The following is a 12053-nucleotide window of genomic DNA, read 5'->3' on the forward strand; positions in this document are numbered from 1 at the left end:
GTCAGTCCGTCTGACGATCGGCCCTTCACTTGTTGAGGGATTCGTGAAAGCGTTCACATTCACAAGCAACCTGAATGTAATACCAAGGAGAGGTAGCAGCCATGGACTGGCGTCACAACGCCGTTTGCCGCGAGGAAGACCCCGAGCTCTTCTTCCCCATCGGCAACACCGGTCCTGCGCTGCTGCAGATCGAGGAAGCCAAGGCCGTCTGCCGCCGCTGCCCCGTCATGGAGCAGTGCCTGCAGTGGGCGCTCGAGTCCGGCCAGGACTCGGGTGTCTGGGGTGGCCTCAGCGAGGACGAGCGTCGCGCCATGAAGCGCCGCGCCGCCCGCAACCGGGCCCGTCAGGCCACCGCCTGACGCCCCACCCCGCAACGAGCCTGAGCTTGGCGGCGCGTACAGCGCGTACGCATCTCCCGCCCCCGAGCCGCAGCGCGCAGTACCCCCGATGCGCATAGCACGAGCACGGTGAACCCCGGACCATCAACTGGTCCGGGGTTCATTGCTGTTCTTCGCCGTTCTTCGCCGTTCTCGCCGTTCTTCGCTGGTCTTCCCTGTTCTTCGCTGGTCTTCGCGGGTGCGATCGATCCGCTTTTCCCCGTACGGCCCTACTTGTGCGCCCGTACGGGGATGTCGAGGATCACCTGCGTACCGCGCTCCGGGGCCGGGACCATGTCGAAGGTGCCGCCCAACTCGCCCTCCACCAGGGTCCGTACGATCTGCAGGCCCAGGTTGCCCGAGCGGTGCGGGTCGAAGCCCTCGGGCAGGCCGACGCCGTCGTCCTGGACGGTGACCAGGAGGCGCGCCTCCTTCGTGGTGCCGCCGCGGACCGCCGAGACCTCGACCGTGCCGCGGTCGCCCTCGCGGAAGCCGTGCTCCAGCGCGTTCTGGAGGACTTCGGTGAGGACCATCGACAGCGGGGTGGCGACCTCGGCGTCCAGGATTCCGAAGCGGCCGCTGCGCCGCCCCGTCACCTTGCCCGGCGAGATCTCGGCGACCATGGCGAGCACGCGGTCGGCGATCTCGTCGAACTCCACCCGCTCGTCCAGGTTCTGCGAGAGCGTCTCGTGCACGATCGCGATCGAACCGACCCGGCGCACGGCCTCCTCCAGGGCTTCGCGGCCGCTGTCGGAGTCGATGCGCCGGGCCTGGAGCCGCAGAAGGGCCGCGACCGTCTGGAGGTTGTTCTTCACCCGGTGGTGGATCTCCCGGATGGTCGCGTCCTTCGTTATCAACTCCCGCTCGCGGCGCCGCAGTTCCGTGACGTCCCGGAGCAGCACGAGCGAACCGATGCGGGTGCCCTTGGGCTTGAGCGGGATCGCGCGCAGCTGGATGACCCCGTCCTCGCCCTCGATCTCGAACTCGCGGGGCGCCCAGCCGCTCGCGACCTTGGCCAGCGCCTCGTCCACCGGTCCCCGGGACGGGGCGAGCTCGGCGCTGGTCTTGCCCAGGTGGTGGCCGACGAGGTCGGCGGCGAGGCCGAGGCGGTGGTACGCCGACAGCGCGTTCGGTGAGGCGTACTGGACGATGCCGTCCCCGTCGAGCCGGATCAGTCCGTCGCCGACCCGCGGCGAGGCGTCCATGTCGACCTGCTGGTCGGGGAACGGGAAGGAGCCCGCCGCGATCATCTGGGCGAGGTCGGAGGCGCTCTGGAGGTACGTCAGCTCCAGCCGGCTCGGGGTGCGCACCGTCAGGAGGTTGGTGTTGCGGGCGATCACACCGAGGACGCGCCCTTCCCTGCGGACGGGAATGGACTCGACCCGTACGGGGACCTCTTCGCGCCACTCGGGGTCGCCCTCGCGCACGATCCGGCCCTCGTCCAGAGCCGCGTCCAGCAGGGGTCGGCGGCCGCGCGGGACGAGGTGGCCGACCATGTCGTCCTGGTACGAGGTGGGGCCGGTGTTGGGGCGCATCTGGGCGACGGACACATAGCGGGTGCCGTCGCGTGTGGGGACCCAGAGGACGAGGTCGGCGAAGGAGAGGTCGGAGAGCAGCTGCCACTCCGAGACCAGCATGTGCAACCACTCGAGGTCGGAGTCGTCGAGGGCCGTGTGCTGGCGTACGAGTTCGTTCATGGAGGGCACATCTGCGAGCGTACCCGGGGGTTCGGACATGGCCCGAAATCGGCGGGCGGCGCGGGCCCGGAAACACCCGCGGGCCGCGGCGCCTGAGAGGGACCCTCAACCCTCCCGGCACCGCAGCCCGGAGCAGCAACGGCCGTGGGGTGTGCGGTCCCGGTCGGCCGATGGATGAGGACCCGGAGCAGTCAGGGCAGAGAGCGCCGGTTCCTCGATCCGCCTTCCTGTGCGGGGAAGACGGAGGTATGTGGCTTTACTTATTTTACTTGCACATTGTGGACTAGACCACGGTCCTGAGTCCATGGTCCTTCGTCCACGCGCCCATGTCCATGCGTTGGTGGATGTTTGTTGTTGTCTCTTTATCCAACATCCGCCTGTCCCACATCGGCTTGCCCCACAACCGCCGAAGGCTCGGACGCAGCGTAGCCCCCTCGGGGCATGGCCGGGGCCGGTTTTGTTCACCGCACCCGGCGGAAACAGCTCTGCTAGATTGGTCTAAACCACATATGCTCCTACGGGTCCCAGTTGAGTCCCCCTCTTCAGATCGGCAGGCCCAGCGTGGAAGTTGTCATCGTCCCGGACGCCAGGGCGGGCGGCGAGCTCATCGCCGAGGCCATGGCTCAGCTGCTCGGACGCAAGCCCGAGGCCCTGCTCGGCGTGGCCACCGGCTCGACCCCGCTGCCCATCTACGAGGCGCTGGCCGCCCAGGTGAAGTCCGGTGCGGTGGACGCCTCGCGGGCGCGGATCGCCCAGCTCGACGAATACGTGGGGCTGCCGGCCGAGCATCCCGAGTCGTACCGGTCGGTGCTGCGGCGGGAGGTGCTCGAACCACTCGGGCTCGGTATGGACGCGTTCATGGGGCCGGACGGCACGGCCGAGGACGTACAGGGTGCGTGCGAGGCGTACGACAAGGCGCTCGCCGCGGCCGGCGGGGTCGATCTCCAGCTGCTCGGGATCGGGACCGACGGGCACATCGGGTTCAACGAGCCGTGCTCCTCGCTCGCCTCGCGCACGCGGATCAAGACGCTGACCGAGCAGACCCGGGTCGACAACGCGAGGTTCTTCGACGGCGACATCGAGCAGGTGCCGCACCACGTGATCACGCAGGGCATCGGCACGATCCTGGAGGCGCGCCACCTGGTGCTGCTGGCGACGGGCGAGGGCAAGGCGGACGCGGTGGCGGCGACCGTGGAGGGACCCGTGGCCGCCGTGTGCCCCGCGTCGGCGCTTCAGCTCCACCCGCACGCGACCGTCGTCGTGGACGACGCGGCCGCCTCCAAGCTGAAGCTGGCGGACTACTTCCGGCACACCTACGCCGGTAAGCCCGACTGGCAGGGGATCTAGCCCGGCCGGTGGTCGTGCGAAGGCGCCGGGCCCTGGCAGGGGGACCGGCGCCTTCGCACGACCGGGGAGAGACCGGGGCGAGAAGCGTGGGCTCAGTGGCCCGCGATGATCTCCGCCGCCGCCCGGCCGCAGACCCGTGCCGCGCCGTGCGTCGCGATGTGGAGGGCGCCGCGGGGCGTGGCCTGGGGGACGCCCATCTCGACCACGATCGTGTCGGGCCGGGCGGCGAGCAGGGCGTCGAGGGCCGAGGCCATCCAGGCATGGCGGTGTTCGTCGCGGACGACGGCCACGATGCGCCGGTCGCCCGCGGCGGTCAGCGCGGCGGGTGCTGTGTCCTCGCCGTTCCCGCCCTCCCCGCCGGCGAAGCTGCCCGTCTCCGTACCGGGCAGCAGACGCGCCAGCTCCGCGGCCACGCCCCACGGGGTCTCGTCACCGACCGCGATGTTCGCCACCGGGGTGAGGACGGCGACGAAGGGAGGTTCACCCACCGGCTCGTACGCCTCGGAGCACGTCACCGTGAGCGCGCGCCGGGCGGCGACCAGCCCGATGTCATGTCCGGCGCCGGAACCGGGACCGGCGCCGGCCCCCATGCCGGTGGACACTCCCCCCGGAGCCGAAGCCGCATCCGAAGCCGCTTCCGGAGCCGAACCCGAAGCTGCCGCCGACGCCTGAGCTGAAACCGACGCCGAAGCCGTCCACCGGGCCAGTGCCCGTACCCGTTCCGCCGCGTCCGCCAGGCGTTCCTCGGCCAGTTCGCCCGAGCGCACCGCCGAGACCAGGGCGTCGCGCAGTCGGCGTACCGTCTCGTCGTCCGCGAGGCCGCCACCCACGCAGATCGCGTCCGCACCGGCCGCGATGGCGAGGACGCTGCCCCGTTCGATGCCGTACGTTCCCGCGATGGCCTGCATCTCCATGCCGTCCGTGACGATGAGGCCCTGGTAGCCCAGCTCCTCGCGGAGCAGGCCGGTGAGGACGCGGCGGGACAGGGTGGCGGGGCGGTCCGGGTCGAGGGCGGGGACCAGGATGTGCGCGCTCATCACCGCGCGTGAACCGGCGGCGATGGCGGCCCGGAAGGGCGCCAGCTCCCGCGCGTGCAGGACCGATGCGTCCACGTCGATGCGCGGCAGCGCGTGGTGGGAGTCGACCGCCGTGTCTCCGTGGCCGGGGAAGTGTTTGGTGCAGGCGGCGACGCCCGCCGCCTGGAGGCCGGTGACGTAGGCGGCCGTGTGCCGGGCCACCAGGTCCGTGTCGGCGCCGAAGGAGCGGACGCCGATGACGGGGTTGCCGGGGTTGGAGTTCACGTCCGCGGAGGGCGCCCAGTTGAGATTGACGCCGCATTCCGCGAGCCGGCGGCCGAGTTCGAAGGCCACCTCCCGGGTCAGCGCGACGTCGTCCACGGCGCCCAGCGCGTGATTGCCCGGGAAGGAGGATCCCGTCCGCACCTCCAGGCGCGTGACGTCGCCGCCCTCCTCGTCGATCGCCACCAGGACGTCGTCGCGTTCCGCGCGCAACTGGGCGGTCAGCCGGCCCAGTTGCGCGGGCGAGGCGATGTTCCGGCCGAACAGTCCGACCGAGGCGAGGCCTTCGCCCAGGCGGCGCAGCAGCCAGTCCGGAGCGCTGGTCCCGGTGAAGCCGGGCTGGAGGACGGTGAGGGCGTCGCGCGTCAGGGTGTCGGTACCACTGGCGAGTGTCGTCATCGGGGGCGTTATCCCTTCACGGCGCCCGCGGTGAGGCCCGCGGCCATCTTGCGCTGAACGAGGAGGAAGAGCACGACGATCGGCACGGCCATCAGCGTGGAACCGGCCATCATCGGGGCGTACTCGGTGCCGTGCTTGGTGGTGAAGTTGCCGAGCCAGACGGTGGCGGTCTGGTTCTCCTGGCTCATCAGCATCAGGGCGTAGAGGTACTCGTTCCAGGCCTGGATGAAGCCGTAGACCGAGGTGGCGACCATGCCGGGGGCGAGGAGGGGGAAGACCACGCGGATGAAGGCGCCCGTGCGGGAGCACCCGTCGACCATGGCCGCCTCCTCCAGCTCCTTCGGGATGTTGACGATGAAGCCGCGCAGCGTCCACACCGTGAAGGGGAGGATGAAGGTCAGGTACGTGAGGATCAGGCCCGTGAGCTTGTCGTACTGGCCCAGGTCGTTCAGGAGGAGGAAGACCGGGATGATCATGGCGACCAGGGGGACCATCTGGACCGCCAGGATGCCCACGATCACGATCTTCCGGCCGCGGAAGGCGAAGCGGGAGATCGCCAGTGCCGCGAGCATGCCGACCACGACGCCGATCACGACGACGGACAGGGACACGATCAGACTGCGGCCGACCGGGCCCCAGAAGTCGGCGATGTCGAGGGCCCGGTGGAAGTTGTCCAGGGTCGGGCTCGTGGGCAGCAGGCTGGGGTCCGGGTCGATGGCGTCCTTCGCGGGCTTGAACGCCGTGTTGAGCATCCAGTAGACGGGGAAGCCCGCGGTGACGAAGACGAGCAGGCCGAGCAGGTTCCAGCCGAGCCTTGACCTGCGACGCCCCGAAACGGCGATGGCGCTCATTCGACCTCTCCGATCTTCAGCATCTGGCGCATGTAGACGGCGACGACGCCGAGCAGCAACAGCACGGTGAGCAGCGCGATCGCCGAGCCCTGCCCGTAGTCGTTGACCACGAACGCCTTGTCGTACGAGTAGGTGGTGAGCAGCTGGAACTCGGCCTCGGGGTGGCCGCCGCGCATCACGAAGACCTGCGGGAAGACGCCCATGTCCCAGATGACCGAGAGGGTCGTGAGCATCACGATGATCGGCTTGAGGATGGGGAGCGTGACATAGCGGAAGACGCCCCACGCGCCCGCTCCGTCGAGGCGGGCCGCTTCCTCCAGCTCAGCAGGCACCTGGGTGAGGCCCGCGCTGAGGGTGATGACGACGAACGGCACGGCGCCCCAGACCACCAGCAGCATGATCACGGCGAGGCCCTGCGGACCGCTGGCGAACCAGTTGTGGCCGATGAGGTCGACGCCCGGGAGCTTGCTGAGCAGCGCGTTGAAGACGCCGTAGTCGGAGTCGAAGAGCCACTTGAAGACCGTGGTGGCCACGATGATCGGCATGCCCCAGCTGGCCACGAGCACGATGTTGACGAGCGTCTTCACCCAGCCGGAGACCCGCTGGAGCAGCAGTGCGATCAGCATGCCGACGACCATGGTGAAGACGACCGAGCCGCCCGCGAAGACGATCGTGCGGACGACGACCGCCCAGAACTCGCCGTCACCGAGCACCAGGGAGAAGTTGTCGAAGCCGACGGACTCGGGCGGCTGGAAGCCCCAGAGCTGGGATTGGCCGAACTTCTGGAAGGAGAGGGTGACCAGGCGCACGAGCGGATAGCCGAGGACCAGCGCGAGGATCAGCAGGCAGGGCGCCAGCAGGGCCCAGGGGACGGCGGTGTCCTTCGAGGTCCGCGTTCTGCCCGGCTTCCGTGGGACGGCGGGTGGCGGGGGTGCCTGCCGAGGTGGCGGCACCTTGGCGGGGGTGGTCGTGTCTGCGGCACTCATCGCGCGCTCCTCAGCGGTCCCTCAGGTCGTACGGGGAGCAGGGCCCCTCGGCCGGCCGCGCCCCGTGGTCGTACGAGGAGCGGGGCCCCGTCCCCGACAGGGCCCCGCTCTCAGGTCACTTGGTGTTGATGACCTTGTCGATCGCGGCGTCCGCTTCCTTCGCGGCGGCCTCGACCGACTTCTTGCCGGTGCCGATGTTCTGCAGCATCTTCTGCAGGACCTGGGCCTTCTCGACCTGGCCCCAGCCCGGCGCCATCGGGACGAACCAGTTGGACTCGGCCGCGGTGGCCGGGACCTCGGTCGCCGGGTCGTTCTTCAGCGTCGCGAGGTCGGTCTTGTTGTTGGGCAGGTTGCCCTTGGCCATCAGGCCCTTCTGGCCCTTGGCGCCGGTGAGCGCGTTGATCCACTCGGCGGCGACGCCCTGCGCCTTCGACTTCACCGGGATCGCGAGGTCGGAGCCGCCGAGGAAGACGGGGATGTTCTTGCCGGACGGGCCGGGCATCACGAAGTTCTCGAGGTTGCCCTTGAGCTTGCCGGTCTTGTCGTTCTTCGGGTCCTCGGAGGTCGCGCCCTCCCAGGCGGCGCCGAAGATCATGGCGGACTTGCCCTGGCCGTACACGATGTAACGGTCGGACTCGTCCTTGGTCTTGTCGCCGTGCATGTACGTGTCGACGACCTTCTTGAACTCCGTGAGGCCCTTGACCGACTCGGGCGAGGAGAGGTTGCCCTTCCACTGGCCGCCCGACTCGACCGCGATGGAGCCGCCGGCGTCGTACACGAAGGACATCGCGGCGTACCAGTCGCGGGTGGGCTGGTACCAGGCGCTGAACTTGCTGCCCTGCTTCTTCTGGATCTTGCCCAGGGCGGCGGTGAGCTCCTTGTAGGTCTTCGGGGGTGTCTTCACACCGACCGAAGCGGCGACGTCCTTGCGCCAGTTGGCGACCCGGCCGCCGGCGTAGTACGGGACGCCGTAGGTCTTGCCGTCGTAGGTGACCGAGGCCTTGAGGCCGTCCAGCCAGGCGGCGGAGTTGTCGAACTTCGACGCGTCGACGGGGGCGAAGGCACCCTTGACCATGTAACCGAGCATCTCGGTGTTGCCCATCTCGACCACGTCGGGGGCCTTGTCGGTGGCGAGGACCGCGTCGAGCTTGGTGTTCTTGTCCGGCCAGCCGTAGTACTCGTGCTTGATCTTGATGCCGGGGTGCTTCTTCTGCACCGCGGCGTCGGCGGCCTTGACCAGCGCCGGCCAGTTGTTCTGCGCGTCCACCGTCAGCCAGACGGTGAGCTCCTTGGCGTCCGCGCCCTTGTCCGACCCCCCGGACTTGTTGTCCCCGCACGCCGCGATGGAGACCATCATGCCCGCGATACCGATCGCGGCTATCAGCTTGCGCTTCACGCCACCCTCCTCAGGGATGCCACAAACCCCCCTGCCCACCGCGGTGACCTAGGGCCAGTACTCGAGCGGGGCCGGGACCTGGACCAATGGTGTAGACCAGTACGGGGAGCTTGGCCCAGACCAATAGGCCTGTCAAGGGAGTTCGGGGCGCATCCGGCGTCCGTTACGGGACCTACATATGCAAGGACCTTTAAGTAGGTAAGCCGCAGAGCGGGCAGGTCCGACCAGGCGCACCAGGGTGGACCACTTCAGCGCGGTGGACTAGACCAACAGGGACCCCGACGGTATATAGAGGGGATCACGGAGCGTGCGGAGGATCCTCGCGGGACACCCGTACACAAGGCCGTGCCACGATGTGAGCCGTGGCCGATCGGACAGGTCGGCCGCTTCGGCACCCGGAGCCGGGAAGGCAGAGCATGAGCACCGACGTCAGCAGTGCGGAGAACGAGGGCGGGGCACCCATCCGTACCGCGCGTGTGCCCAAGTACTACCGCCTGAAGAAGCACCTGCTCGACATGACGGAGACGCTGCCGCCCGGCACACCCGTGCCGCCCGAGCGCACGCTGGCCGCCGAGTTCGACACCTCCCGCACGACCGTCCGCCAGGCCCTCCAGGAGCTGGTCGTCGAGGGCCGCCTGGAGCGCATCCAGGGCAAGGGCACGTTCGTCGCCAAGCCGAAGGTCTCCCAGGCGCTGCAACTCACCTCGTACACCGAGGACATGCGCGCCCAGGGTCTCGAACCGACCTCGCAGCTCCTGGACATCGGCTACATCACCGCGGACGACACCCTCGCCGGGCTGCTCGACATCACCGCGGGCGGCCGCGTGCTGCGCATCGAGCGGCTGCGCCTGGCCAGCGGCGAGCCGATGGCCATCGAGACGACCCATCTGTCCGCCAAGCGCTTCCCCGCGCTGCGCAGGTCGCTGGTCAAGTACACGTCGCTCTACACCGCGCTCGCCGAGGTCTACGACGTCCGTCTCGCCGAGGCCGAGGAGACCATCGAGACCTCGCTGGCCACCCCGCGCGAGGCCGGACTGCTGGGCACCGACGTCGGCCTGCCCATGCTGATGCTCTCGCGGCACTCGCTGGACAAGGACGGCCGGCCGGTGGAGTGGGTGCGGTCGGTGTACCGCGGGGACCGCTACAAGTTCGTGGCGAGACTCAAGCGCCCCCAGGACTGAGGCCGAGGCGCCCGCAGTGCGCACGGGCCGTCAGGAGGCGGTGTCCCGCGCGGTCTTCGGCGCGGCCTTTCGCGCGGCCTTTCGCGCGGCCTTCCCCACGGCCTTTCGCACGGCCTTTCGTTGCCGATGAGCAGTACGTCACATCCGTTATGCGGACGGGGGTTCCATAAAGCGGAACCGTCGCTTAGATTTCCTGCGCGTTGCACAGGTGATCAGCGAAGGGACGGAGCCGTGGCATGTCCGAAACGCCTGAAGTGAAACCACCGGTGGTGACACCGGTCCGGGTGGTCATCGCCCTCTGTCTGATCGCCCCGTTCGTGGCGATGCTGTGGGTCGGTTCCTACGCGAAGGTCGACCCGACCTTCATAGGCATCCCCTTCTTCTACTGGTACCAGATGCTGTGGGTGCTCATCTCCACGGCGCTCACCATGACCGCGTACCAGCTGTGGCAGCGCGACCAGCGCGCCCGCAAGGGAGGTGAGGGGCAGTGAAGGACGGTGTGAACGGAGTCGCCCTCGGCGTCTTCGTCTTCTTCTTCCTGGCCGTCACCGTGCTGGGCTTCCTGGCGGCACGGTGGCGCAAGGCCGAGAACGAGCACAGCCTGGACGAATGGGGTCTGGGCGGCCGGTCGTTCGGCACCTGGGTCACCTGGTTCCTGCTCGGCGGCGACCTCTACACGGCGTACACCTTCGTCGCCGTACCGGCGGCGATCTACGCGGCGGGCGCGGCGGGCTTCTTCGCGGTGCCGTACACGATCCTCGTCTACCCGCTGATCTTCACCTTCCTGCCCCGCCTCTGGTCGGTGTCGCACAAGCACGGATATGTGACGACGTCCGACTTCGTGCGCGGCCGGTTCGGCTCGAAGGGCCTGTCCCTGGCGGTGGCGGTCACCGGCATCCTGGCGACCATGCCGTACATCGCGCTCCAGCTGGTCGGCATCCAGGCCGTCCTCGACGTCATGGGCGTGGGCGGCGGCGAGGGCACCAACTGGTTCGTCAAGGACCTGCCGCTGCTGATCGCCTTCGGCGTCCTGGCCGCGTACACGTACTCCTCGGGGCTGCGCGCCCCCGCCCTCATCGCGTTCGTGAAGGACGGGCTGATCTATCTCGTCATCGCGGTCGCGATCATCTACATCCCGATCAAGCTGGGCGGCTTCGACGACATCTTCGCCAAGGCGGGCGAGGCGTTCTCCCAGACCAACCCGGCGACCGGCAAACCGCGCGGGGCGCTCGCACCGGCCGAGGCGGGCCAGTGGACGTACGCGACGCTGGCGCTGGGCTCCGCCCTGGCGCTGTTCATGTACCCGCACTCGATCACGGCGACGCTGTCCTCGCGCAGCCGTGACGTGATCCGCCGCAACACCACGATCCTGCCGCTCTACTCCCTGATGCTGGGCCTGCTCGCGCTGCTCGGCTTCATGGCCATCGCGGCCGGCATCAAGGTCCAGAACGGGCAGCTGGCCATCCCGCAGCTGTTCGAGACGATGTTCCCGGACTGGTTCGCGGGCGTCGCCTTCGCGGCGATCGGCATCGGCGCGCTGGTCCCGGCGGCGATCATGTCGATCGCGGCCGCGAACCTCTTCACCCGCAACATCTACAAGGACTTCATCAAGCCGGACGCGACCCCGGCGCAGGAGACCAAGGTCTCCAAGCTCGTGTCGCTGCTGGTGAAGGTGGGCGCGCTGGTCTTCGTCCTGACGATGGACAAGACGGTGGCGATCAACTTCCAGCTGCTCGGCGGCATCTGGATCCTGCAGACCTTCCCGGCCCTGGTCGGCGGGCTGTTCACCCGCTGGTTCCACCGCTGGGCGCTGCTCGCGGGCTGGGCGGTCGGCATGGTGTACGGCACGCTGGCCGCGTACGGCGTCGCGTCCCCGACCCAGAAGCACTTCGGCGGCAGCTCGAAGGAGATCCCGGGGATCGGGGAGATCGGCTACATCGGCCTGACGGCGTTCGTGCTGAACGTGGTGGTCACCGTGGTCCTCACCTTCGCCCTGAAGGCCCTCAAGGCCCCCGACGGCATCGACGAGACCTCGCCGGAGGACTACACGGCGGACGCCGGCGACCCGGGCGTCGAGGTGGAACTGCCGCCGGCCACGGCGGGCGCCACGCACTGAGCGCGACGCACCGAGTCGTAGGTGCGTGCGCAGGCGCCTAGATGCGTAGGTATGTAGGTACACGGGCACATGACACGGGCCGCCGGGAAATCCGGCGGCCCGTCGTCGTACCTCTCCGGCACCGACGGGACACAAGATGTGGGGGTGCCACCGGGGCCCGGCACAAGATGTATGCTCATGCTCGCTGTCGCCGCAGGGGAATCCGGTGCGAATCCGGAACTGTCCCGCAACGGTGTACTTGTGCGTGTTCGCGTATTTCGCTGCCACGTGCTCGCTTCAGTCCGAGGACCTGTCGACAGCGCGCCCCGGCCGACCGGCCCGGGTGCCATGACGTCCGGGCCTCGCGGAGTGGGCCGGTGGACGCGCGCGTGCCTGCCGTGCCGTGCGCCCTGCTGCCCTCCAACA

Annotated in this window: 10 protein-coding genes and 1 riboswitch; of the genes, 5 read left to right on the forward strand and 5 right to left on the reverse strand. The window is 69.1% G+C overall.

Features of this window, described 5'->3' with window-relative positions; genetic code table 11:
• Positions 1 to 101: 101 nt before the first annotated feature.
• Positions 102 to 359 (forward strand): WhiB family transcriptional regulator, encoded by a 258-nt coding sequence (locus GTY58_RS15840; RefSeq protein ID WP_006380970.1) that lies wholly within the window; start codon positions 102 to 104, stop codon positions 357 to 359.
• Positions 360 to 607: 248 nt separating this feature from the next.
• Here the strand turns inward: GTY58_RS15840 and GTY58_RS15845 are convergent, their stop codons facing one another.
• On the reverse strand, positions 608 to 2074 hold the full coding sequence (locus GTY58_RS15845) for a PAS domain-containing sensor histidine kinase (RefSeq protein ID WP_037648999.1): 1467 nt from the start codon (positions 2072 to 2074) through the stop codon (positions 608 to 610).
• A gap of 561 nt (positions 2075 to 2635) precedes the next feature.
• On the opposite strand from GTY58_RS15845, the gene nagB reads away from it, so the two are divergent.
• Complete coding sequence (gene nagB, locus GTY58_RS15850) at positions 2636 to 3421, forward strand: glucosamine-6-phosphate deaminase (protein WP_010984448.1); 786 nt, start codon at positions 2636 to 2638, stop codon at positions 3419 to 3421.
• A 92-nt stretch (positions 3422 to 3513) separates the two neighbouring features.
• On the opposite strand, the gene GTY58_RS15855 is transcribed toward nagB, so the two are convergent.
• The 4 genes from GTY58_RS15855 to GTY58_RS15870 form a co-directional block, all read right to left on the reverse strand.
• Positions 3514 to 5118 (reverse strand): glycoside hydrolase family 3 protein, encoded by a 1605-nt coding sequence (locus GTY58_RS15855; RefSeq protein ID WP_010984449.1) that lies wholly within the window; start codon positions 5116 to 5118, stop codon positions 3514 to 3516.
• A gap of 8 nt (positions 5119 to 5126) precedes the next feature.
• Complete coding sequence (locus GTY58_RS15860) at positions 5127 to 5969, reverse strand: carbohydrate ABC transporter permease (RefSeq protein ID WP_010984450.1); 843 nt, start codon at positions 5967 to 5969, stop codon at positions 5127 to 5129.
• Positions 5966 to 6955 carry a sugar ABC transporter permease gene (locus GTY58_RS15865; protein ID WP_010984451.1) on the reverse strand — a complete coding sequence of 330 codons (990 nt, stop codon included), beginning with the start codon at positions 6953 to 6955 and terminating at the stop codon, positions 5966 to 5968. Before GTY58_RS15865 ends, GTY58_RS15860 begins: the two co-directional genes overlap by 4 nt.
• Before the next feature lie 115 nt (positions 6956 to 7070).
• Positions 7071 to 8351 (reverse strand): extracellular solute-binding protein, encoded by a 1281-nt coding sequence (locus tag GTY58_RS15870; protein WP_037649001.1) that lies wholly within the window; start codon positions 8349 to 8351, stop codon positions 7071 to 7073.
• A gap of 416 nt (positions 8352 to 8767) precedes the next feature.
• Here GTY58_RS15870 and GTY58_RS15875 point away from each other — a divergent pair, with 416 nt between their 5' ends.
• The 3 genes from GTY58_RS15875 to GTY58_RS15885 all read left to right on the forward strand — a co-directional run bounded on the left by GTY58_RS15875 (position 8768) and on the right by GTY58_RS15885 (position 11648).
• Positions 8768 to 9532: a GntR family transcriptional regulator gene (locus GTY58_RS15875; protein ID WP_010984453.1), complete on the forward strand. Its 765-nt coding sequence runs from the start codon at positions 8768 to 8770 to the stop codon at positions 9530 to 9532.
• 236 nt (positions 9533 to 9768) lie between these two features.
• The gene (locus GTY58_RS15880; RefSeq protein ID WP_010984454.1) at positions 9769 to 10023 is read left to right on the forward strand and encodes a DUF3311 domain-containing protein; all 255 of its coding nucleotides are present in this window, start codon (positions 9769 to 9771) and stop codon (positions 10021 to 10023) included.
• Entirely contained in the window at positions 10020 to 11648 is a 1629-nt protein-coding gene (locus GTY58_RS15885; protein ID WP_037649004.1) for a sodium:solute symporter family protein, read from the forward strand. Before GTY58_RS15880 ends, GTY58_RS15885 begins: the two co-directional genes overlap by 4 nt.
• Positions 11649 to 11844: 196 nt before the next feature.
• Positions 11845 to 11938: riboswitch (cobalamin riboswitch) on the forward strand.
• Positions 11939 to 12053 lie beyond the last annotated feature (115 nt).

The organism is Streptomyces sp. SID5469, assembly GCF_009862865.1.
Classification (GTDB): Bacteria; Actinomycetota; Actinomycetes; order Streptomycetales; family Streptomycetaceae; genus Streptomyces; species Streptomyces avermitilis.